General features: G+C 69.5%; 21 protein-coding genes, 1 tRNA gene, 2 pseudogenes and 2 riboswitches. Of the genes and pseudogenes, 14 read left to right on the top strand and 10 right to left on the bottom strand.

Annotation, left to right across the window (positions count from 1 at the left end; all coding sequences use genetic code 11):
* Positions 1-12: 12 nt before the first annotated feature.
* Positions 13-121: riboswitch (SAM riboswitch) on the bottom strand.
* 128 nt (positions 122-249) lie between these two features.
* Positions 250-397: riboswitch (SAM riboswitch) on the top strand.
* A gap of 36 nt (positions 398-433) precedes the next feature.
* The 5 genes and pseudogenes from AB5J53_RS39825 to AB5J53_RS39805 all read left to right on the top strand — a co-directional run.
* Complete coding sequence (locus tag AB5J53_RS39825; RefSeq protein WP_369252757.1) at positions 434-499, top strand: putative leader peptide; 66 nt, start codon at positions 434-436, stop codon at positions 497-499.
* 95 nt (positions 500-594) lie between these two features.
* On the top strand, positions 595-1,437 hold the full coding sequence (locus tag AB5J53_RS39820; RefSeq protein WP_369250457.1) for a glutathione S-transferase C-terminal domain-containing protein: 843 nt from the start codon (positions 595-597) through the stop codon (positions 1,435-1,437).
* 262 nt (positions 1,438-1,699) lie between these two features.
* Entirely contained in the window at positions 1,700-2,581 is an 882-nt protein-coding gene (locus tag AB5J53_RS39815) for a DNA-3-methyladenine glycosylase (protein ID WP_369250456.1), read from the top strand.
* Positions 2,582-2,585: 4 nt separating this feature from the next.
* Positions 2,586-3,177, top strand: a pseudogene (locus AB5J53_RS39810) (excinuclease ABC subunit A); the annotation flags it as partial.
* Between the two features lie 65 nt (positions 3,178-3,242).
* Positions 3,243-4,214 (top strand): annotated as a pseudogene (locus AB5J53_RS39805) (RNA polymerase sigma factor); the annotation flags it as partial.
* Between the two features lie 67 nt (positions 4,215-4,281).
* Here the strand turns inward: AB5J53_RS39805 and AB5J53_RS39800 are convergent.
* Positions 4,282-5,400: a serine hydrolase domain-containing protein gene (locus AB5J53_RS39800; RefSeq protein ID WP_369250455.1), complete on the bottom strand. Its 1,119-nt coding sequence runs from the start codon at positions 5,398-5,400 to the stop codon at positions 4,282-4,284.
* Positions 5,401-5,540: 140 nt separating this feature from the next.
* Here AB5J53_RS39800 and AB5J53_RS39795 point away from each other — a divergent pair, with 140 nt between their 5' ends.
* From AB5J53_RS39795 to AB5J53_RS39785, 3 genes are read left to right on the top strand one after another with little or no spacing between them, the layout of a single operon-like run.
* Positions 5,541-6,680: an ABC transporter ATP-binding protein gene (locus AB5J53_RS39795; RefSeq protein ID WP_369250454.1), complete on the top strand. Its 1,140-nt coding sequence runs from the start codon at positions 5,541-5,543 to the stop codon at positions 6,678-6,680.
* A complete protein-coding gene (locus tag AB5J53_RS39790) occupies positions 6,677-7,384 on the top strand; it encodes an ABC transporter permease (protein ID WP_369250453.1) in 708 nt (235 codons plus the stop codon). Before AB5J53_RS39795 ends, AB5J53_RS39790 begins: the two co-directional genes overlap by 4 nt.
* The gene (locus AB5J53_RS39785; protein ID WP_369250452.1) at positions 7,381-8,055 is read left to right on the top strand and encodes an ABC transporter permease; all 675 of its coding nucleotides are present in this window, start codon (positions 7,381-7,383) and stop codon (positions 8,053-8,055) included. Before AB5J53_RS39790 ends, AB5J53_RS39785 begins: the two co-directional genes overlap by 4 nt.
* 41 nt (positions 8,056-8,096) lie before the next feature.
* Here AB5J53_RS39785 and AB5J53_RS39780 read toward each other — a convergent pair whose 3' ends face one another.
* Genes AB5J53_RS39780 through AB5J53_RS39765 form a run of 4 tightly spaced genes read right to left on the bottom strand, consistent with a single transcriptional unit; the run spans position 8,097 to position 12,313 of the window.
* Positions 8,097-8,624 (bottom strand): ATP/GTP-binding protein, encoded by a 528-nt coding sequence (locus AB5J53_RS39780; RefSeq protein WP_369252755.1) that lies wholly within the window; start codon positions 8,622-8,624, stop codon positions 8,097-8,099.
* A 34-nt stretch (positions 8,625-8,658) separates the two neighbouring features.
* Entirely contained in the window at positions 8,659-9,090 is a 432-nt protein-coding gene (locus AB5J53_RS39775) for a DUF742 domain-containing protein (protein ID WP_369250451.1), read from the bottom strand.
* Between the two features lie 59 nt (positions 9,091-9,149).
* Positions 9,150-9,623 carry a roadblock/LC7 domain-containing protein gene (locus AB5J53_RS39770; protein ID WP_369252753.1) on the bottom strand — a complete coding sequence of 158 codons (474 nt, stop codon included), beginning with the start codon at positions 9,621-9,623 and terminating at the stop codon, positions 9,150-9,152.
* A 2-nt stretch (positions 9,624-9,625) separates the two neighbouring features.
* Complete coding sequence (locus AB5J53_RS39765; protein WP_369250450.1) at positions 9,626-12,313, bottom strand: ATP-binding protein; 2,688 nt, start codon at positions 12,311-12,313, stop codon at positions 9,626-9,628.
* Between the two features lie 343 nt (positions 12,314-12,656).
* Here AB5J53_RS39765 and AB5J53_RS39760 point away from each other — a divergent pair, with 343 nt between their 5' ends.
* Positions 12,657-13,616, top strand: coding sequence for an ABC transporter substrate-binding protein (locus AB5J53_RS39760; RefSeq protein WP_369250449.1), 960 nt, complete (start codon positions 12,657-12,659; stop codon positions 13,614-13,616).
* A 125-nt stretch (positions 13,617-13,741) separates the two neighbouring features.
* Here the strand turns inward: AB5J53_RS39760 and AB5J53_RS39755 are convergent, their stop codons facing one another.
* Positions 13,742-15,193 (bottom strand): MFS transporter, encoded by a 1,452-nt coding sequence (locus AB5J53_RS39755; protein ID WP_369250448.1) that lies wholly within the window; start codon positions 15,191-15,193, stop codon positions 13,742-13,744.
* 324 nt (positions 15,194-15,517) lie between these two features.
* Between AB5J53_RS39755 and AB5J53_RS39750 the strand changes: the two genes are divergently transcribed.
* Both AB5J53_RS39750 and AB5J53_RS39745 read left to right on the top strand, forming a co-directional pair.
* The gene (locus tag AB5J53_RS39750; protein ID WP_369250447.1) at positions 15,518-16,096 is read left to right on the top strand and encodes a TetR/AcrR family transcriptional regulator; all 579 of its coding nucleotides are present in this window, start codon (positions 15,518-15,520) and stop codon (positions 16,094-16,096) included.
* 74 nt (positions 16,097-16,170) lie between these two features.
* Positions 16,171-16,797, top strand: a complete 627-nt coding sequence (locus AB5J53_RS39745) for a GntR family transcriptional regulator (protein WP_369252751.1) — start codon at positions 16,171-16,173, stop codon at positions 16,795-16,797.
* An 84-nt stretch (positions 16,798-16,881) separates the two neighbouring features.
* On the opposite strand, the gene AB5J53_RS39740 is transcribed toward AB5J53_RS39745, so the two are convergent.
* The 3 genes from AB5J53_RS39740 to AB5J53_RS39730 form a co-directional block, all read right to left on the bottom strand.
* Positions 16,882-17,235: a cupin domain-containing protein gene (locus AB5J53_RS39740; RefSeq protein WP_369250446.1), complete on the bottom strand. Its 354-nt coding sequence runs from the start codon at positions 17,233-17,235 to the stop codon at positions 16,882-16,884.
* On the bottom strand, positions 17,232-18,035 hold the full coding sequence (locus AB5J53_RS39735) for a carbon-nitrogen hydrolase family protein (protein ID WP_369250445.1): 804 nt from the start codon (positions 18,033-18,035) through the stop codon (positions 17,232-17,234). The genes AB5J53_RS39740 and AB5J53_RS39735 overlap by 4 nt, the downstream gene beginning before the upstream one ends.
* Before the next feature lie 75 nt (positions 18,036-18,110).
* Positions 18,111-19,466: an MFS transporter gene (locus AB5J53_RS39730; RefSeq protein ID WP_369250444.1), complete on the bottom strand. Its 1,356-nt coding sequence runs from the start codon at positions 19,464-19,466 to the stop codon at positions 18,111-18,113.
* A 218-nt stretch (positions 19,467-19,684) separates the two neighbouring features.
* On the opposite strand from AB5J53_RS39730, the gene AB5J53_RS39725 reads away from it, so the two are divergent.
* The 3 genes from AB5J53_RS39725 to AB5J53_RS39715 all read left to right on the top strand — a co-directional run bounded on the left by AB5J53_RS39725 (position 19,685) and on the right by AB5J53_RS39715 (position 20,957).
* Positions 19,685-20,371, top strand: a complete 687-nt coding sequence (locus AB5J53_RS39725; protein ID WP_369250443.1) for a DUF2848 domain-containing protein — start codon at positions 19,685-19,687, stop codon at positions 20,369-20,371.
* Between the two features lie 74 nt (positions 20,372-20,445).
* Entirely contained in the window at positions 20,446-20,886 is a 441-nt protein-coding gene (locus AB5J53_RS39720) for a PAS domain S-box protein (RefSeq protein ID WP_369250442.1), read from the top strand.
* A tRNA-Arg gene (locus tag AB5J53_RS39715) sits at positions 20,887-20,957 on the top strand. It begins immediately after the preceding gene.
* Between the two features lie 445 nt (positions 20,958-21,402).
* On the opposite strand, the gene AB5J53_RS39710 is transcribed toward AB5J53_RS39715, so the two are convergent.
* Positions 21,403-22,110 carry a PRC-barrel domain-containing protein gene (locus tag AB5J53_RS39710; protein WP_369250441.1) on the bottom strand — a complete coding sequence of 236 codons (708 nt, stop codon included), beginning with the start codon at positions 22,108-22,110 and terminating at the stop codon, positions 21,403-21,405.
* Positions 22,111-22,197 lie beyond the last annotated feature (87 nt).

The raw sequence follows: 22,197 nt of genomic DNA, 5'->3' as shown, positions 1-22,197 counted from the left end.
CCGCCCGTGGGCGGCTCGCGCTTACCGAAAGTCTTCCGGTCCGGTCGTCACCTGGGGCACCCCACCGCGTCGCGAGGGTTGCCGGCCAGCGAGCCAGGGCTTTTCGCTGACGCTCATGACCGATCTGCGGCGTAAGTTAGGCACGCGCGGAATCCAATGTCAACGTGTTCCGGCCCGAATGACCACGTGGTGAGACCGGGTAGAGGCCTTCTTGACGGCTTCGTACGGCGCACTGACACTGGCGAGGACGGTCACGATTGTCAGCGCCTCATGACACGGACTTTCCCGTGCGACGAGGTTCATCGGCCCCGGCCCGCTGACAGGCAACCCTTCCACCGCGACGGGGTGCCCCGGGTGACGACCGGGTCCCGCCGGTGCGGCGGGGCAAGCGTGGTCTCGCAACTCGCGGGCCCTGGAGGCGGGACCGGTGGGAATGCCCAGGAACTACCTGACGAGACGCCTGCACATCGACTTGTTGCGGGTCTCCAGCGCGTACTAGTCCGGCCGCTCCGAGCCGGTACGCAAGCGCAGTCACTCCGTTCCGCCGCTGCCGCCCAACAGGCGGCCAGGGCTTCGTCGTTCCCATGGAGAGTCATGCCCAAGACAGTTTCGCGCGCCTCGAACACAGGCGGCTCAGGCACGTGCGCCACGAGCGCAGCCACGTCCAACGCATACGCCGCAGACGCAGGCACCTCGGGCGAGTGCGCCTCGACCTCGCGCATTCCGGGCCCAGTTGCGTCCCCTGCGAGTAGTCGCCCCGCCGGACCGTCCAAGTCCCCTCGGCCGCACGGCATCCGCAGCCGTATCGGTGTCGGTGCCGCCGGTGGCTTCTACCCGGCGCCGCACCGCTATCAGCTGTACCTGTCCGAGGGCTGTCCGCGCTCGCTGCGCCTTTCGATCACCCTCGATCTGCTCGGCCTCAAGGATTCCGTCGCCACCACGATCCTGACGCTCCCCGCCGAGACACCCGAAGCCTTCGCCTCGCTCCGCAGTGCCTACGAGGCCACCTGGCACCACTACGAGGGACCGCTGACCGCGCCCGCACTGTGCGACCGCTGGAGCGGACGTATCGTCAGCAATCACACCCCCGACATCCTTCGCGACCTCGCGGGCCTGCTGACCTGCCACGACGGAGCATGCGTCCCCGTGCTGCACCCGCCGGCCCTCGCCGCCGACATCGACGCCTTGCGCGAACTCCTCGACCGCGACGCCACCTCGGCCGCACGGCCGGAAGCCCTGTCGGCGACGCTGGATCTGTTGGACCGTCAACTGTCCATTCACACCTATGTATTGGGCGACGAACTGACAGCCGCGGACGTGGACCTCTGGGTGGCGCTCACGCACCTCGACACGGCAGACCCCCTCTCCCGGCACAGCCACCTTCGCGCCTACGTGCGCCGCCTCGACGAGCATCCCGCCTTCCACGGCGCCCAGTAGGCGACGGTCGGGCAGTCCCGGAGCGGGAGAGACTCTCCGGCTTGGTCGGCGGCGGATGCCGCCATCGGTCATCCGACCGATGGCGGCGAGCGGCTGGATGTCACCCAACCCGGGATCGGGCGACCGCTCGGCGTCGCTCGCGAAAATACTTGACGGAATCTGTCAGGTATTGAGCCCAAGGTGGTGTGCACAGACAGTGCACCGGCGCCCGGCGCCTCTTGGTCCGTCCGCGCGTGCCGGTGTCCCGAGCGGGAGGTCGGTCATGGCACAGCACGCGGTCGAATTCGAGGTGGCCGGTCCGTGGTCGCTGGACGCGAGCCGGGAGTTCTGGGAGGAGTTCGCGCCGCTGGCGCCGGCCTCGGCGGCGGATTCCCTGCTGGGGAGCGACGGGGCGCTGCGCACGGTCTTCCACGCCGACGCCGACTGGCGGCGCGTCGCCGCGGAGATCACCCAGGACGGCACCACGGCCCGGGTCGTGGTGGCCGGCGACGGCGATCTGGACGCCGCCGCCGAGCAGGTGCGCCGCTTCCTGTCCCTGGACGTCGACGCCCGGGGCTGGCCTGCGGTCGCCGAGCGCGACCCCGTGATCGCCGAGGTCCAGACCCGGTGGCCGGGCCTGCGCCCGTGCGGCTTCCACTCGCCGTACGAGGCGGCCACCTGGGCGGTGCTGACCCAGCGCACAGGGATGACCTCGGCCCGGCGCATGCGCGACGACCTCATCGGCCGCTACGGCACAGGCAGCGCGTTCCCCTCCCCCGGGGCCCTGCTCGACCTGGACTTCGAACTGCCCTGGCGCAAGACCGAATACCTGCACTCCGTGGCCCACGCCGCGCTCGACGGGCTCCTCGACGGCACCCGGCTGCGCACCCTGAGCCCTGAGGAGGCGGTGCGGCAGGTCCAGCGGGTCAAGGGGCTGGGCGCCTTCTCCGCCGAGCTCGTCGTCGTACGCGGAGCCAACCACCCCGACACCCTGCCGACCCAGGAACGTCGGCTGGAGGCGGAGATCACCGAACAGTACGGGCCCGGCCACAGCCTGACCGAAGTCTCCGAGAACTGGCGCCCCTACCGCACTTGGGCCGCACTGCACCTGCGCGTCCTGCGCGCCGAGCGCATGAACGCTTGCCCAGCACCGGCGGCTTGCTGAGCTCGTCAAGGTCGAGATGAACTTCCTCCCGGACGTCCACCTGCCGTGCGAGGTCTGCCACGGCGCCCAGTACAACCGCGAGACCGTCGAAGTACACTACAAGGGCAAGTCCATCGCCGACGTCCTGGCCATGACCATCGAAGAGGGCCTGGACTTCTTCGACGGGCACGCGGTCATCTCCCAGCACCTCCGCGTCCTGCACGACGTGGGGCTCGGCCAAGTCAAACCCGGCCGGCCCGCGACCACCCTGTCCGGATGGCGAGGCACAGCGCGTCGAACTCGCGAGCGAACTGCAGCGACGGTACCGGGGGCACACCCACTACGTGCTCGACGAGCCGACGACCGGGTTGCACATGGACGACGTACGCACACTGCCGGCCGTCCTCCACCAGCTCGTCGCCTCCGGCAACACGGTCGTGCTGATCGAGCACAACCTCCACGTCATCAAGACGGCGGACTGGCTGATCGACATGGGACCGGAAGGCGGCCCGCACGGCGGCGAGGTCATCGCCGAAGGCACTCCCGAGCAGGTCACGGCCCCACCGCGGTCCCACACCGGCCGGTTCCTGCGCCGGCTTCTGGAGAAGGGTGAATGACGGTGAGCGCGATCGAGCGGGAGAAGGACACCCACGCACCGGAGGAAGAAGAGGAGGAGGAGCTTCTGCTCTCCCCCGACGACGAGGCCGACGCACCCGACCCTCAGCTCCCCGCCGGCGGCGGCACCGTCGACCAGGTGCGCGACTACCTCAGGCTCATCGCCCGTGTCCGCCTCCTCAGCGCCGAGCAGGAAGTCGATCTCTCCAAGCGGATCGAGGCCGGTCTGTACGCCGAGCGGAAGCTCTCGGAGGAGCCGGACATGGATTCCCGGCTCCGTTGGGAACTGGGCGTCCTCGCCGAGGACGGGCGGTGGGCCAAGGCCCATCTCACCGAGGCGAACCTGCGGTTGGTCGTCTCCGTCGCCAAGCGCTACACCGGCCACGGACTGCTGTTCCTGGATCTGATCCAGGAGGGCAACACCGGCTTGATGCGCGCCGTCGAGAAATTCGACTACACCAAGGGATTCAAATTCTCGACGTACGCCACCTGGTGGATCCGCCAGGCGATATCGCGCGCCCTCGCCGACCAGGGCCGGACCATCCGCATTCCGGTCCACATGGTGGAGGTCATCAACCGCGTGGCCAGAACCCGCCGCGAACTGCTGGCGGAAATGGGGACCGAGCCCACGCGCGAGGAATTGGCGCAGAGAGCCGACGTCCCCCTGGAGAAGCTCGACGAACTCGACCGCCACACCAAGGAACCCATCTCCCTGCACGCGGCCCTGAACGAGGAGGGCGACAGCGAATTCGGCGACCTGATCGAGGACAGCGACTCCGCCACCCCGTGGGACATGGTCACGTTCCGCCTCCTCCAGGAGACCATCCAGTCGATCCTCGCCCACATGACCCCGCGCGAGGCCGGGATCATCTCGCTGCGGTACGGCCTGTTCGGCCGTCAGGCGCAGACCCTGGAGGAGATCGGCAAGGTGTACGGGGTGACCCGCGAACGCATCCGCCAGATCGAGTCCAAGACCATGTCCAAGCTGCGCCACCCGTCGCGCTCGCAGGTACTGCGGGACTATCTCGACGTCATGTGATCCAGAGGCGAGGGGGGCTCCTTGGCGCCCATCGGCCCAGTCGGCGACGGTGCGGGGCGCCCACGGGCTACGCCACGAGCGAGCGGACCTCGTTCGCCAGGAATCGGCCCGTGTCCGCCGTGGAGACCAGGCGCGTACGGGTGAGGGCGAAGCTCAGACCGCGCTCGCGGTCGGCGAAGGCGATGCTGCCGCCGCTGCCGTGGTGGCCGAAGGCCGTGAGTTCACCGGCCATTTCGGGCAGGGCGAGGAAGTAGCCGAGTCCCTTGGCGTGCCTGGCGAGGAGCATCCGGTCCTTGCCGTTCACGGCCACGGCCGAGGCGAGCTCCGTGCGCTCCGCGGTGAGCAGTCGTACGCCGTCGACCTCGCCCAGCAGTGCCGCGTACATGCGCGCCGCCGCCCGCGCGGTCGTCGTACCGCCCGCCGGCGTGTCCGCGAGGAGATAGTCGCGGCGATTGGCCAGCTCGGCGACGGTCCACACGGCGCGGTTGGGCGCGACGAGCCGGCGAAAGGGCACGGAGGGCGGCAGGCTCTCCAGATACGCCGCCCAGTTCCCTTCCACCAGCGGTGCCATACGTGGCAGTTCGGACTCCGGCACGCCGAAGAACAGCTCGCCGGACACACCGAGCGGCTCCGTGACGTAGGTGCGGAGTGCCTCGGCCGGGGTCAGGCCGGTGATCCGGCGCACGGCCTCACCGAGGATCCAGCCGAACGTCCAGCCGTGATAACCGCTGTCGGAGCCGGGTTCCCACAGCGGCTCCTGCTCCGCGACGATCGCGCACATGGTGTCCCAGTCGCACAGCTCGGCCGGTGTGATCGCGGAGGGCAACTGCGGTACGCCGACCGTGTGGGTCAACGCGTGGCGCACCGTGGCCCGTTCCTTGCCGTGGGCGGCGAACTCCGGCCAGTATTCGGCGATGGGGGTGTCGTAGTCGATCAGCCCGCGCTCGGCGAGCACATGAACGAGGGTGGTGGTGAAACCCTTGCCGAGGGAGAAGCTGTGGATCAGCGTGTCGGGGCCGAGCGGGCGGCCGTCGGACGCGTCGGCCACGCCCGCGCAGGCGTCGACGATCGGCTCGCCGTGCAGATAGACCGCCACTTGGAGACCGCTCTCCTCGCCCGACTCCACGAGCCGTTCGAGCATCGCGCCGACCCGCGCCCGCACATCCGCACCCACGCTGTGACTCACGTGGGCATCATGGCATCGGTCCGCTTTCGAATCCGTAACCTGCGGCGACCGCGAACGAACATCAACTGGCTAGACTACGCACCCTCGTGCACGCGATCGCGCCACGTACGAGCAAAGCCGTTCCCGAAGGGTTTCGACGCTTGATAGCCATCGAAGAGGTCAGCAAGCGATACGCCGACGGCACGGTGGCCGTCGATCGCCTGTCTCTGCAGATACCGAACCACTCCATCACCGTTCTCGTCGGACCCTCGGGCTGCGGCAAGACCACCACACTGCGCATGATCAACCGGATGGTCGAGCCCAGCAGCGGCACCATCCGGGTCAACGGCGAGGACATCCTGCGCCAGCCGGTCAACGCCCTGCGCCGTTCGATGGGTTACGTCATCCAGAACGCCGGGCTCTTCCAGCACCGCACGATTCTCGACAACATCGCGACGGTGCCGCGGCTGCTCGGCTGGTCCAAGCAGCGCGCCCGGGCCCGTGCGGCCGAGCTCATGGAACGGGTCGGCCTCGACCCGGGCATGGCCCGCCGCTATCCGTACCAGCTCTCCGGCGGCCAGCAGCAGCGTGTCGGCGTCGCCCGCGCGCTGGCCTCGGACCCGCCGATCCTGCTCATGGACGAGCCGTTCTCCGCGGTCGACCCGGTCGTCCGCCGGGGCCTGCAGGAGGAGTTGCTCCGCATCCAGAGCGAACTCGGCAAGGCGATCGTGTTCGTCACCCACGACATGGACGAGGCCATCAGGATCGGCGACCGCATCGCCGTGATGCGCACCGGCGGCAAACTCGCCCAGTTCGCCGCCCCCGACGAGCTGCTGTCGTCGCCCGCCGACCCGTTCGTCGAGGAGTTCCTGGGCGCCGACCGGGGCATCCGCGGTCTGTCGTTCCTGTCCACCCACGAGCTGGAGCTCGACCGCTCCCGCGTCTTCCCTGTCGACTCCGACTGGAAGCGGATCGCCGGGCGCGACGAGGCCTCCTCCTCGGTGCTCGTCACCGACGCCGCAGGCAAGCCGCTCGGCTGGGCCGACCTCGCCACCTGGAGTGGTGACGTCACGGCCCTCGAGCCGTACGGACAGAGTTTCGAGGTGGGCCGGGACTCGCTGCGCGTCGCCCTGGACCGGGCCGTGCTGTCGAGCAACGGTCAGGCTGTCGCGGTGGACAGCGCGGGACAGGTGCTGGGGGTCGCCGGTCAGGAGACGATCGCCGCGGCGATCCGGCTGGCCCGGCAGCGACGGGCGGCGGACGCCCCACAGGACGAGTCCGAGCTGAAGGCCGCCCGATGAACGGCTTCTTCGACATACCGAGCGACCTCCAGCACAGCTATCTCGGCCTGATCGCCCTGCACATGCAGGAGGCACTGATCCCGGTGCTGGTCGGTCTCCTGCTGGCGCTGCCGATCGGCCTGTTGTGCGTCCACTACGACTGGCTCTACCCGCCGGTGCTGTGGAGCTCGACGGTGCTGTACGCGATCCCGTCGATCGCCTTCTTCGTGGTGCTCATCGACTACACCGGGCTGACCCAGCTGACGGTGATGATCCCGCTGTGCCTCTACAGCCTGGTCGTCCTCGTGCCGGCGGTCGTCGACGGCATCCGCTCGGTTCCGCAGGAGACGAACGCCGCCGCGGCGGCGATGGGCATCGGCCCGGTACGTCGCTACTTCCAGGTCCAACTGCCCATCGCCGTACCCGCGATCATGGCCGGGCTGCGGGTGGCGATCGCCTCCAGCATCAGCCTGGTGAGCGTCGGCTCGCTGATCGGCAACCAAGGGGCGCTCGGCAATCTGCTGACCACCGCGATGCTCTACCACCGCCCTCAGCTCGCCGTGACCTCGGTGGTCACCACCGCCGTCCTCGCGATCCTGGTCGACGCCGTGCTCGTCCTGCTCCGGCGGGTGCTCACCCCCTGGGAGCCGCCGTCCCGCCGCAAGGCCCGGCGCCTCGCGGCCACGATCTCGGGCGCCGCCCGCACACCGGAGGGCGTCTCGTGAACGTACTCAACTTCATGCAGTCCTTCTTCAGCGACGGCTCTCACTGGCACGGCTACGACGGCATACCGCAGCGCGTGTGGGAGCACGTCCAGTACACCGTCGGGGCGCTCGCCGTCGCCGCGGCCATCGGCCTGCCCATCGGCCTGGTCACCGGGCACACCGGCCGCGGTGGCAACACGCTGGCGTTCGTGTCCTCGGGGGCCCGGGCGCTGCCGACCTTCGGGCTGCTGGTGCTGATGTTCGTCTGGCTGGGCCTCGGCATCGTGCCCGTGATGATCCCGCTCGTGGTGCTGGCGATCCCCCCGATCCTGATCACCACGTACGAGGCGATCCGCACCGTGGACCCCTCGCCCGTCGACGCCGCCCGCGGCATGGGTATGCCGGAGGCGAAGATCCTGTTCCAGGTCGAGGTGCCGGCGGCGCTGCCGCTGATCCTCAGCGGTCTGCGCTCGGCGGCGATCCAGATCGTCTCGACCGCGACGATCGCGGCCTATGTGGCCCTGGGCGGAGTCGGCCGGTACATCCTGGACGGCCTCTACCAGCGCAACTACGAGAAGGTGGCGGGCGGGGCCGCCCTCACGGCCATCCTCGCGCTGTTCGTCCTCGTGCTGTTCTGGGCCGTGGGCCGGGTGACGGTGTCCCCGGGCGTGCGCAGGCGCCGGGCGGCCTGACGGCCGTGCCGATGGGGGACGGGCGCGGGCCCGTCCCCGCTTCACCGCTGGGCGGTGGCCAGGGCGTGTTCGAGGACGACGAGGAGTGCGTCCCGTACGGAGCCGCGTTCCCGCGCGTCGAACACGGTGAGGGGCACGTGGTCGGCGACGTCGAGGGCCCACCGTACGTCGTCCAGATTGTGTTCGACCTTGCCGTCGAAGGCGTTGACGGCCACGGCGAAGGGGATGTCGCGGTGCTCGAAGTAGTCGACGGCCGCGTAGCAGTCGTCGAGCCGGCGGGTGTCGACGATGACGAGCCCGCCGAGCGCGCCCTCGACGAGGTCGTCCCACATGAACCCGAACCGCTCCTGGCCGGGCGTTCCGAACAGATAGAGCTTCAGCGTCGGATCGAGGGTGACGCAGCCGAAGTCCATGGCGACGGTCGTCGTCATCTTCTCCGGGGTGTGCGTGAGATCGTCGACTCCCGCCGCGACCGAGGTGATGGACGCCTCGGTGGTCAGCGGCTCGATCTCGGATATGGCGCCGACCGTGGTGGTCTTGCCCACGCCGAAGCCGCCGGCGATCACCATCTTCACCGGCAACGGCGGCCGGGGCCCCTCGGCGTCAGCCCTCACGGATCGCGCCCCGGGAGTCGGGGATAGCTCGGAGACCATCGATAACCCTTCGCAATACGGTGGCATCGCGGGCGGAATCGGCCTGCGGTGCGTACAAGGCCAGCTGACCGTCGGCGCGCAGATCGTCGGCGAGCACCCGGATCACATTCAAGTGCATCCGCAGTTTCGCCGCGATCTCCGCGAGCGACTGCGGCTGGCGGCAGACCGTGATGATGTCGCGGTGCTGATCGAAGACGAAGGCGTCCAGTGCGGCCAGCCCCAGATCGGTCGCGACCACCTGGGTCTCGATCGGGATCGGCGGTACGAGACTGTCGCCGCCGGCGATCCGTCCCGCGGTCAGCAGGAATGGCCGGACCACCGACGCGGGGGGCTCCACTCCCCACCCGGCGTCGTCGGTGGCTGATGGCTCGCCGGCCGTCATCACGTCCTCCCCCCTTCGCTTCGCGGGCCGTCACCGGTCATGTGACGTCCCGTCGGACGTCAACCGGTCGGCGCGATGCCCACGGTGTTCTTCAGCTCCATGACGAGCTGCGGGCTCAGGACGGCACCTGCGCGGTTGGCGAAGAGGGTCATCTCGTAGGCGATGTTGCCGAGCTTCGCCTCCTTCGAGGCGACCACGCCGAGTACCGCGCCCGCGCCGAGGGCCGACACCAGGACGTGTCCTTCCTCCAGGTCGATGATGACCTTGTTCAGCGCGCCGAGGCCGTAGTTGCCGGACGCCCCCATGGCAAGGCTGGTGATACCTGAGACGATCGCCGCGAGCCGCTCCGAGTCCGCCTGTCCGCGCAGTTGGGACACCGCGATGAGCAGTCCGTCGGAGGAGACACCGATCACGTCGACGACCCCGGCCGTCTCGGTGGCGAATCGATTGAGCAGCCAGTTGAAGTCGGCAGCGGCCGCCTTCACGTCCGTCACCTGTTCCACGGCTCCGGTCTCCGGCTCGCCTGTCCACATGGTCACTTGCTCATGCCTTCCGGGGATGAGGGTCTGCTGTTCTCTGTGCTGGATTCGGTCGGGGCGCCGGGCCGGCCGCCCGGTCGGGTCGCCCCGGTGGTCCGGCCCTCGGTCGTGCTCTCGCGCTGGGCTCGCCGGACGGCGGCCTCGAACTCGTCGATCTCGGATCGTGCCGCCTCCGCGTCGGTGGGCTGCCAGGCGGGGGGCCGCGGCTTGTTCGTGACGGTCCGTTCGGGCCGCCGGCTCGAGGCGGTCGTGGCCGACAGGGTCGCACCGCGCACCCGGCGCCGCAGCGGGCCGGCGTCGCCGGGCCCCGCGGGAGCCGCCGTGCCGGGGCCGCGGTCCGCGCCGCTGCTTGGCCGCGCACCGAACCCGTCGGCCGCACCCGGGGCCGTACCGCGCCCGGCCGCCTGCCGTGGCCCAACGCCCGTATTCGGCACGGAGGTTCCAGGGTTGCCGCCCTGCCTGGGCCGGGATCCGCCGGGTCCGCCCACCGGGTGGGCCATGGCGTCCTCGCCGACGGCCTCCCGCACGGGTTCCGTGCGGCGGGCATGGCCGGGGGATTCTCCGCCGCGGGAGTGTGCGGGGATCCTGCGGGGCAGGCCCGAGGGGCCGGGCGGCGACTCGACCCTCGCGGGGCGCGGCTCGCTCCCCGCGGAATGGCGGGCCGGCGGCAGGATGTGCGGGGCTCGTGCCGCGGCCTGTGCCGGGTCGGTGAGCAGGAGCTGGGAGGAGGGGACGGCGACGGTGGCGGTGACGCCACCGCCCGGGGTGCGGGACAGGACGACTTCGATGCCCCAGCGCCGGGACAGTCCGCCGACCACGAACAGGCCGAGGACCTCCGTCGGCGCCAGGTCGAGCCGTTCGCGGCGGATCAGGCGGGCGTTCTCCTCCGCCAGCCGTTCCGGGCTCATGCCGAGCCCGTGGTCGATGATCTCGACGAGGGCACCGGCGGATCCGTGCCGAGGGCGCAGGACCACCTCGACGCCGCTGGTCGCCGGGGAGAACATCACCGCGTTCTCCAGCAGTTCGGCGAGCATCAGCGTCAGATCGCCGACGATGTCGGGGGCGACGGTGACATCGCCCTCGGCGTGCGGAGTGACACGCTGGTAGCCCTCGATCTGGCCGAGCGCGGCGCGGACTATGTTGCTGAGCCGCATCGGTTCGGTGTTCAGGCCCGTCTCGCTGATCCCCGCGAGCAGCATCAGGCTGTCGGCGTTGCGCTGCAGACGTACGGCGATGTGGTCGATGCGGTAGAGCCGGTCCAGTACCTCGGGGTCGGTCTCGCCACGCTCCACCGAGTCGATCAGCGCGAGTTGACGTGCCGTCAGGTTGCTGACGCGGCGGCCGACGTTGCCGAACATCTCGGCGATGTTGCGGCGGCTGATGACCTGGCGCTCCAGCAGGGCGGTCGCGGTGACCTGAACCTGGTTGAAGGCTTCGGCGAGTTCACCGATCTCATCGCGCACCGGCACGGGCACGGCTTCGAGGCGCGGCGGACTCGCGTCGTCGGCGTCGTCGTCCGCGACCCGGGCCAGCTCCGTCCCGGCCGCGGTGGCCACGTGCTGGGCCGCCGTGGTGAGGCTGCGCACGGTCCGCACCACGGAGCGGCGCATCAGCACCGAGAACAGGAACCAGGCTCCGAAGGCGAGCAGGGTGCCGACGATCAGCCAAGCCACCTGCCACCAGGCGCTGTTCGACGCGTCCTGGGTGTCGGTGGCGATCTCGCCGATGAGCTCCTGGACGATCTTCAGCCGGTTCTGGGCCTGGCGCTCATAGGTGGGGTCGGCCTGCAGCGCGTCGTCGAGCGCGGCACGCAGCTGCGCCGAGTTCTCGGCGACCAGAGCGCTGGGGTCGACCTGGAGCGCGGCCCAGTGCTGGGTGATGACGCTCTGGTACGGGCTGTGTTCGATCTCGGCGAGATCGCTGCCCTGCTCCTGGGTGGCGAACCGGGTGAACCGCTCGGCCTGGTAGGTGTACTGGTCGTAGTCGCCGACCGCGCCGGTGAACTCGATGAGCGCGTTGGGGTCCCGGGTCCGGGCCGCGAAGACGCTGGTCTCGAAGGACGCGTGGGCGGTGTCGGCACGCAGCAGCGCGTCGAGCAGACTGCCCGCGGACGACGAGGACTCACTGCCCGACTGGCCGAGTCCGAGGCCGTTGATGAGGCCCTCGATCACCGATCCGTACGCGGGGTCGATGTTGTCGGCGGGTATGGGGCCTTGTTCTACGGTCTTGCGGAGGCTGTCCAGGCCCTCCAACTCCTTGAGCGCCTGGGCCTCGGCGTCGGGCAGCCGGTCCCCGTAGGTCGACCGGACGGCCTCGATCTGCGTGCCGACCCTCTGCTGCGCCTGGAGGTAAGCGGAGGTGTCGGGCGGGCTGTCACCGGAGCGGGCGGCCTCGTGGCGCAGGGAGACCAGGAGCGCCTGTCGGTGCTCGGTCTGCACGCCGTCGATGAGTTTGGTCACCTGCGCGCTGTCCCGCACGAGTTGGGCGGTGTCGGCGGCGGACCGGGCACGGTCGACCTGGCCGTAGACGACATAGGAGAGCATCGCGGAGACGACCGCGAGCGGCACGATCACCAGGACGTTGAGTTTGCGGCGGAAAGGCCAACGGTCGAGGAGAGACGGCGTCCGGCCTGTTCCGGGAGCCGTGGTCGGCGGCTCCGGGGCGACCTTTCTGTGCGCGGGCACCCAACCTCCTCGACTTTGTTCCCCGTGGAAGCCCATTGCCCGGGCTGTGTGGTTCAGCAATCGCGACAGCGCGCTCAGGCCGACAAGTGGAACAGGGCCCTCGACGCGGCCAACATTAGCGGCTGCCGCAAGAGTACGGCCATGATCAACCAAAAAGTGACATGTGGAGACGCCGGATTCGCGCACATATTGGCCGCGTTGCGCATACGGGGTGCAGCCGCGCGGCCCCCATCGGTGATCTATTCGTGTCTTGACGGTCCGTGACAGGGCTAGATTGGATCGGTCCGGACCGTCACCACCCGCGACTTCCGGCCACCACCGCCCCACCCGATGCCAAGTCTGGATGACCAACGTGACCATCACCAGAAGCACCAGAACGTCCGCAACATACGCTGTTTCCCTGCTCGTTGTGGCCACGGCCGCACTGACGGGCTGCGGTTCCTCCGACGACTCCGGCAAGAGCGACCCGTTGAAGGGGGACACCGCCAAGGGCGGTACGGTCGTTGTCGGTTCGAACAACTTCCCCGAGAGCATCCTGCTCGCCGACATTTACGGTGAGGCCCTCAAGTCCAAGGGCATCAAGGTCAGTTACAAGCTGAACATCGGCAGCCGCGAGACCACGTACGGTCTGATCAAGAACGGTACGATCACGGTCCTGCCCGAGTACAACGGGGCCCTGCTCGCCTACCTCGACGCCAAGGCCGCACCGACCACCGTCGAGGAGACCAGCAAGGCCATATCGGCCAAACTCGATGCGAAGCTCAGCCTTTTGAACCCGTCCAAGGCCGAGGACAAGGACGCGGTCGCCGTCAACGAGGCCACGGCCAAGAAGTACAGCCTGACGGACAAGTCGACGATCGCCGACCTCGCCGACGCGGCGAAGGACCTGGTCATCGGAGGTTCGCCCGAGTTCCAGACGCGGCAGCAGGGGCTGAAGGGCCTCAAGTCCGTATACGGCCTCGAATTCAAGTCCTTCAAGGCGCTGGACGCGGGTGGTCCGCTGACCGTCGCGGCTCTCAAGGGAAACAACATCCAGGCCGCGGATATTTTCACGACGGACCCGGGAATCAGCAAGAACAAGTTTGTGGTCCTGCAGGATCCCAAGAATCTCTTCGGTTTCGAGAACGTAACTCCGCTGACATACAAGAGCGGTCTCACGTCGGCCGGAGTTTCCGTACTCAATGGCGTCTCGGCGAAGCTCGACACGGAAACCCTGGTCAAGCTCAACAGCCAGGTGCAGGACGACAACAAGGACCCGCTGGACGTCGCCAAGGCGTGGCTGTCCACCGCCGGCCTGAACTGACGGGTGCCACTGCCCGACGGCCGGGGCGGGCGTCCGCTCCGGCCCGGTGCACCGACGAGTTCGCCGAACTCGCCGCAGGGTGCTGACCGGGCCGGACGCCGGGTCCATCCAGAACCCCCTGGTCGTCAGCTCCGCGCGGCCTGCGCGACGGTCTCCGGCTCCGCACGGGAGGAGTCGGAGGAAGCGCGGCGCATGCCGGAGTTGCGGCCGGTGCGCTGGACCGGGACGAGGAGTGCGGCCAGTGCCGCGGCGAGGCAGAGCAGCGCGAGCAGGCTGAAGCCATGGGTGTACCCGGACGCGTACGGCAGGCCCGAGGGCTGGAGGCGGCTGGTCACCAGGACGCTGGTCACCGCGGCGCCGATGGACCCGCCGATGGTACGGATGTTGGCGTTCATGCCGGTCGCGGCGCCGGTCTGTTCGGCCGGGACGCTGCCGACGATCAGGTTGGCCATCGAGGCGAAGGCCAGACCGATGCCGAGGCCGAACACGCCCGCCGCGAAGGCCACTTGCCACTGCTGGTCGTGCCAGAGGGCGAGGAAGCCGCAGGCGACCGCGCCGAGCGCGGACCCGGCGATGAGGAGCTTCTTGGCACCCAGCACGGGCTCCAGCCGGCCGCTCAGCACACCCGAGCAGAACATCGCGATCAGCATCGGCAGCATGAGCAGTCCGGCCGCGGTGACGCTTGCGCCGAAGCCGTAACCGGCTGAGCTCGGCGTCTGTACGAAGCCGGGCAGGAACGACCAGATCGCGTACATGCCCGCGCCGAACAGCAGCGCGGCGGCGTTCGTGGTCCACACGGCGGGCAGCCGCATGATGCGCAGATCGATCAGCGGGCTGCGGGAGCGCGCCTCGGCGAACAGCCACAGCGCGAACAGCAGCGCGGCGGCGACGAACAGACCGATCGACCTGCCCGATCCCCAACCCCAGTGGCTCGCCTGGCTGAGCGGCAGCAGCAGGGCCACCAGCCAGCCCGACAGCAGGACGGCGCCGAGCCAGTTGACGCTCCCCTCGGCCCGGCGGGGCGACTCGGGGACGTAGCGCAGGGCGATCAGTGTGGTGGCCGCCACGATGCCGACGGGGAGCCAGAACAGCCAGCGGTAGTCGAGCGCGGTCACGATGGGGCCGGCCGCCACGATGCCGACACCGCCTCCGGCGGCGATCACGGCGGACAGGTTACTGATGCTGCCGCCCACCTCCGACGGGGCGAACTCGTCCCGGATGATGCCGAAGGACAGCGGGAACAGGGCGCCGCCGATGCCCTGGACGACCCGGGCGACGATCAGTACGCCGATGGTCGGCGCGAGCGCGGCGAGCAGACAGCCGATGGTCACGATCACCAGGACGGCGACGAGGGTGCGTTTCTTGCCGATCAGGTCGCCGACCCGGCCGAGAATCGGGGTGAAGACCGAGGCGGACAGCAGATAGGCCGTCATCACCCAGGTCGCGGTGGACTGCGAGGTGTGCAGCGCGTGCTGAACGGTCGGCAGGGCCGGCGCGATCAGCGACTGCAGCATGGCGAACACGCCGGCACCGGTCGCGAGGACCGCGAAGGTGAGGCGGGTGGACGTGCGGGGCATGAAAAGCCTCTCCGAACAGGCGAACAGGTTGCGGCCGAGCTCGTTCGTGCGGTCGTACGGGCCGGGCGCGCTGCGGGGCAGCACAAGGCACGGCGACGGCCGCGGGGAGCGGTCGCGAAAGGGCGTGGGTGAACGGGCGGTGCGGCCGGCGCAGGGCCCGCGACGAGATCGATGCGTCCGATACGGCGGTGCTGTCGCGTCGGTGAGGCGTGCGGCCGCACGCCTCCCGGCGAACGCACCCCGCACTGGTAAAGTGGAGGTACTCCTCCACTGTAGCGGAGGCACACCTCCGCTTCAACCCTCGTCCCGCCATGGGAGGCAGCAGTGACGGCTCAGCCGTTCCCCATCAGCGAGATCGTCGCGTCCCAGCGGCCGCACCGAAAAGACGCCGCCCGCAACTACGACGCACTGCTGGCGGCCGCGCGCGAGGCGTTCGCGGAGAACGGCGCGGAGGCCTCCCTGGAGGACATCGCCCGTCGCGCGGGCGTCGGCATCGGCACGCTCTACCGGAACTTCCCGACCCGCCGCCACCTGTTCGAGAGCGTCTACGCGAGCGAGGTGAACGACCTGTGCCGGGTGGCACACGAGGTCGCCGAGCTGGAGCCGTGGGAGTCGCTGAGCTCATGGCTGCGCCGGTTCGTGGACTACACCGTGACCAAGAGGGCCATCCGCGAGGCACTCAACGACGAGTCGGAGATCTTCCTGGCCTGCCGGGACTCGATGTACCAGGCGGGCGGCCCGCTCTTCGAACGCGCCCAGAAGGCCGGCGAGGCGCGCGAGGACATGGACTTCGACGACCTGCTGCGCATGGTCGCGGGCATCACCGCGACGAACTTCCTCGACGACGCCCAGCGCGACCGCGTCCTGACCGTCGCCCTGGACGGGGTCCATACCGCCCGCTGACGAGCGGCCACCGCTACCGGCACACCCCGTGGTAACTTCTGTATACAAGCGGTATGCGATCTCTGGGGGTAGCGGTGGCGTCCGGTCGGGAGAAGGCGTATGCGTACCTCAAGGACACGGTACTGACGGACCCGGCGATGCAGGGAGAGTTCCTCTCCGAGCAGGACATCGCCGACCGGATCGGAGTGTCACGCACCCCGATCCGGGAGGCCCTCCTGCTGCTCGCTGCCGAGGATCTCGTCGAGCTGGTGCCCAAGCGCGGTGCCCGGGTGGCACCGCTGTCGGGCCGGCAGATCTCCGAGTTGATGCAGCTGCGCGGGATCGTCGAGCGATACGCGGCCGAGCACGTCATCGCGGCCGGCCGGACCCCGGTGCGGGAACTCGGCGAACTGCTGGACCGGCAGAGCACGCTGAGCGGCCCCGACCAGGCCAAGGAGTTCATCGCCGTCGACCATCTCTTCCACGCCACCCTCGTCTCGGCGGTGGGCAACACCCTGCTCGACCGGCACTACGACGGGCTGCGCAGCCGCCAGGTCCGTGCCGGAGTCGTGGCGCTCTTCAACCAGCACGGCCGCCAGGCCGCGGTGCTGGACGAGCACCGGGAGATCCTCGACGCGCTGGCGGCCGGTGACGCGTCGGCCGCGCGCGCCGCGATCGACAGTCATCTGGACTCGACCCTGAAGATCCTGCTCGCCGGCTAGGCGGGTACGGGTGGGGAGGGACCGGGGTCCGGTCCCTCCCCACCCGGCCGTACGGCTGTCAGGCCCGACCCGACTGTCCGGCTGTCAGGCCCGCTGGTCCGCGGGATAGGTGAACACGAGCATGGTGACGCCCTCGGCCGTCGTCCACGGACCGTGCGGCATCCCCGGCGGGCGGCACGCGTACGAGCCCTGCGGGAAGGTCTCGTCGAGCGTCAGGTCGTGCAGGTCGCCTTGGAGGATGTAGACCTCCTCCCAGAAGTCGTGCCGGGTCACCCCCTGTGCGGAAGTGTCGGTGCCCGGCTCCCAGCGGACGAGCGTGGTGCTGTGAGCGCCGGACGCGTCCTCGGCGAGTACGCGTTGCGCGACCCCTGGTACGGCACCGGCGGGCGCCGTCCATGGCCCGGTGGGCCGGTGGAATTCGAGCTCCGGTTTGCTCATGAGGCCCGTCCCAGGCGGCGGTTGGCCAGCACGGACGTCTTCTCCCGGACCGCCGCGACCTCGTCGACGCTCAAGTCGGCGAGCAGCAGGCCCGGTTCCGCGCCCAGGCAGTCGCGTACGGTTCCGTCGGGACCGGCCACCATGCTGTACCCGATGCCCGTCGGGGCCGACGCGTCGGCGACCACTCCCCCGGCCGCCGGGTCGGCCTGGTCGACCGCCGCGACCCACACGGTCGCGTCCAGGGCGCGGGCCCGCACCAGCAGCTCCCACTGCTCGCGCTTGCCGGGCCCGGCACCCCAGGAGGCGGCGAGCACCGTCGCCACGGCGCCTTCGTCGGCATGCGCCCGGAAGAGCTCGGGGAAGCGGACGTCGTAGCAGGTGGCGAGACCGATACGGACGCCGTCGACGTCGATCGTGACGATCCGCGAGCCCGCGGCGACGGTGTCGGACTCGGCGTAGCCGAAGGCGTCGTACAGATGGATCTTGTCGTACGCGGCCTCGACTCCCGGGCCGGTGGCGAGCAGTGTGTTGGCGACCCGTCCCTCGGGGGCAGGGGTGAACATGCCCGCCACCACGACGATGCCCGCCGCGACAGCGAGCGCGCGCACCTCGTTCGCCCAGGGGCCGTCGAGCGGCTCCGCGACCGGCGCCAACGGGGTGCCGAAGCAGGCCATCGACGCCTCGGGGAACACGACGACGCGGGCTCCGGCCTCGGCGGCGCGCCGGGCGCCGTCCTCGATGAGTTCGAGATTCTTCTCGGGGTCGGGTCCGCTGGTGAACTGGCTCAGGGCGATACGCACGGGCGGCCTTTCTGTGTCGATGGGAGTCGGTGGGAGTGGGTCGCGTGGGTGGGAGTCGGTGGTACCCGGGTGGGATCAGGAAACCTCGGCCGCGGACTCGGTCACGTACGCCACGCGCTGCACCTCTTCGTCCTCGACGTCGTCAGCGTCGCGGCCCAGGCACAGTCCGGCGATGGTGACCGCTGCCGCGACGGCGATGTACAGCGCCAGGGGAACCCAGCTGTCGTAGGAGCTGAGCAGGGCGGTGAACAGCAACGGTGCGACCGCGCCGCCGATGAGGCCGGCGAGCGTATAGGCCAGCGAGGAGCCGGTGTAGCGCAGCCGGGGTGAGAACTGCTCGGCGACGAAGGCCGCCTGTGGCCCGTACATGAAGGAGTGGATGGCCAGGCCGCCGACCACGCCGCACATGAGCAGGATCCAGCTGCGGCCGTCGACCACGAGGAAGAACAGGAACGGCCACAGGCCCGCCGCCACGGCGGAACAGCCGTACAGCAGACGTCGGTTCACTCGGTCGGACACGGCGCCGGCGAGCGGGATGAGGAAGACCTGCAGCGACGATCCGACGAGTACGGCCGTCAGCGCGGAGCCGCGCGCCATGCCCAACTCGTCGGTGGCGTACGTGAGCACGAAGACGGTGAACATCGCGTAGAGCACGTCCGGGCCGACCCGGCACAGGATGGCCGCGAGCAGGGCGCGCGGCTGGGTGGTGAACACTTCGCGGATCGGCGCCTCGGGCCGGCTGTGCTCGGCCTCCATGGCCTTGAACACCGGCGTCTCCTCCAGCTTCGCCCGGATCCACAGGCCGAAGCCGACCAGGACGCCGGACATCAGGAACGCCACTCGCCAGCCCCAGGACAGGAACTGGTCTTCCGTCAACAGGGCGCCGAGCGCGGCCAGTACGCCGTTGGCCAGCAGGTTGCCCGCGGGCGGTCCGACCTGGGCCGCGGAGGCGTAGAAGCCGCGGCGACGCGGGTCGCCGAATTCGCTGGACAGCAGGACGGCGCCGCCCCACTCGCCGCCCACCCCGACGCCCTGCGCGAAGCGCAGCACGACCAGGGCGATGGGCGCCGCCACACCGACCGTGCCGTACGCGGGCAGCAGACCGATCAGGAAGGTGGCCGCTCCGATAAGGACCAGCGTGGCGATGAGGACCTTCTTGCGGCCGATCACATCGCCGAGCCGGCCGAAGACGAAGCCGCCGAGCGGACGCGAGACATAGCCGACGGCGTAGGTGGAGAAAGCCAGGAGGGTGCCGGTGAGGGGGTCCCCCGAGGGGAAGAAGAGGTCGCCGAAGACCAGCGCCGCGGCGGCGGAGTAGACCGCGAAGTCGTACCACTCCAGAGCGGTGCCGGTGAGGCTGGCGAAGAAGGCGCGGCGGATACCGGAGCGGCCGGCGGGCGGCGCCTCGGTGGCCTGCTGGGCGTGCTGCATGCTGCCTGTTCCTTGCGTCGGGGGACATCGACCTTGTGTCGGGGAGCATCGGCCTCGTGTCGAGGAGCATCGACCTATCGGCATACTTCTTGTATACAGGTCGTATGCGCAACCCCAGCGCAGGAAGTTAACCGCTTCGAAACCGGCCTCCGAGACAGACCCGAGGCCGATTTCCGAGACCGCCCCTCCACTCGAGACCGACCCCTTCAGGAGTTCCCGTGGCCGTGCTGACCTTCGAGCTGCCCGACGGTTCCACCCGTGATGTCGACGTCCGCCAGGTGCTCAACGCCGGATACGCCGGGCGCAGCCAGGACGATGTCGCCGCGCACGTCGCCGAGCTGGCCGAGCTCGGCGTGCCCGCGCCGTCCGTGACCCCGGCGCTCTACCCCGTCTCCCCCTATCTCGCCCAGCAGACCGACCGCGTCGCCGCCCAGCACGGGCGCACCTCCGGCGAGGCCGAGTGGGCCCTGGTCGTCGCCGCGGACGGGGAACTGCTGCTCACGGCCGCCTGCGACCACACCGACCGGGACCTCGAAGTACACGGCGTCGCGTGGAGCAAGAACGCCGGCCCGGACGTACTCGCCCGCCGCGCCTGGCGCCTGGACGACGTCGCGGCACGCGTCGACGACCTCACCCTGCGGGCCTGGGTCACCCACGGCGGCACGGAGACCGAGATCCAGCGCGGCACGCTCGCCGAGCTGCTCACCCCGGGCTACTGGGCCGATGTACTGCGCTCGCGGGGCGACTTGACCCCCGGCACCGTCCTCATCTCGGGGACCATCCCGATGACCGAGAACGTGGACCAGTTCGCCGAGGCGTGGCGGGTGGAGTTGGGCGATCCGGTCACCGGGGACACGATCGGCCTGGCCTACGACGTGGTGCCGATGCCCGAGCCGATCGGCTGAGGAACGGGGCATTCTTTCTGCCGACTGTATTCCGTATACTGACGCCACTCGCATGGCTCCAATTCGGAGGAAACATGGCAGAGCTCGACCCCGAGGTGGTGCTGGGAATGGCTGCCCAGGCACCCGACGGCATAGTGATCATCGACGGCGAAGGACTGATCCGCTACTGGAACCGGGGTGCGGAGCGCATCTTCGGCTTCTCGGCGGCCGACGTGGCCGGTCGCAGTCTGGACGTCATCATTCCCGAGAAGCACAGGAAGCGTCATTGGGACGGCTTTCGGACCGCCATGGACCGAGGAGCCACCAAGTACGGGGATGCCGACCTCCTGACGGTTCCCGCGCTGGCGGCGGACGGCAGCACCCTGTCCATCGAGTTCAGCGTGGTACTGCTCGCCGCTCCCGACGGCGGCGCCCACGTCGGAGCGGTCATCCGAGACGTCACCGCGCGACGAGCGCGGGAGCGGGAGATGATGCGCCGGCGGGCCGAGACCACCGGGGACCGTACGACGGTCTGAGCCGCGCTGAGCAGGAAAGGAGCTCGCGGCCTCCGGAGCCGTGTGCGCAGGTTCGAATCCTGCCGAGGGCACCGTGTATGAGATGCCCAAAGACCCCGTCACCGGCGGAAACGCTGCGGTCGGGGTCTTCGCGTATGTGCAGGCGGATGCCGCCGGGAGCAGCCGTTTGCCAATGATCACGTTGTAGTAGCGTCTTGATCTTGCAGGCCTTCGAGGAAGCACCCCCGTCGGCCCCGGCCCTCCCTGCACGCGCCGATCAGACGCGCACAGCCAAGCCGAGGCAAGCGGTGTCAAGCATCAGGTGAAGCCACAACGTCAAGCATCAACCGAGACAAGACAGACATCTCCCGGGACCGGACAGTGCACATTGCGGGCAGCTTCAAAGCCGCGCGCTCGACTGGTGCGGTCTCGTGCTCGGCCTCGGGGATCTCCGACCCCGGACTTGGCCTGATCCGCATTGGCGTCGGTGATCGGCGCGCGTTCCACGCGGACTTCCTCATGGCGCACGGGGGCGGTCTACTGCTGCTCTTCGGTGATCACGTACTGGCGTAGCCGGGGCCGCCCTGTTTCACGGCGCTCGGTGCCGAGGTGCATCTGCTCAGCCGAGTGCGTCATTGCCTCATCGTCTGGGGCGCTCTTGGAGCCGGCAGAGAGTGTGTCGACGTTCTCTTCGCCGCTGCGGGCGATGCCCGAGGCCGTGGTGTCGTCATAGTCGCTCTGCGTGCCGGTGGTGTCGACGTTCTCCTGGCCGCTGCGGGCGATGCCCGAGGCCGTGGTGTCGTCATAGTCGAGCGCGGTGCCGTCAGTGGTGGTGTCGGTGGAGGGCCGGGGGCTGGTGTGGGCCCAACCGCCGCCGGGCAGGTTGGCCTGTTGCCAGGCTTCGTCCCAGGCGATGCCGTAGTGCTCGTACAAGCGGTGTTCCTCGTCCTCAGAGAGGTGGGCGCCGGCGTCGACGTCGACGTTGGGGGCGTCTTTGACCGTGTCCTTGGCGTAGGGGACCTCGAGGTGGTCCTCGACCATGGTGGCTTCACGGATGGGGACGAAGGACTCACTGGTGCCGAACAGGCCGGTCTTGACGCTGACCCATTCCGGCTGGCCAGTGACCTCGTCGAGGAAGACATGCTTGACGTCGCCGATCTTGTTCCCCTCGGCGTCGTGGACGGGATGGTCCAGCACGGCTGGAATCTGCTCTTGGGTGATCATCTCGGCACTCCTGCTTCCCATGTGTTGATCGTTCGCGTAAGCGCAGAACTGCAGGAAACACCCTTTTGTCTAATTATCACCCTGCTGGGGTGGGTGAGTCATCGTGAG

This window comes from Streptomyces sp. R41, from assembly GCF_041053055.1.
GTDB lineage: Bacteria > Actinomycetota > Actinomycetes > Streptomycetales > Streptomycetaceae > Streptomyces.
This window is presented reverse-complemented; position numbering and strand designations above follow the sequence as displayed.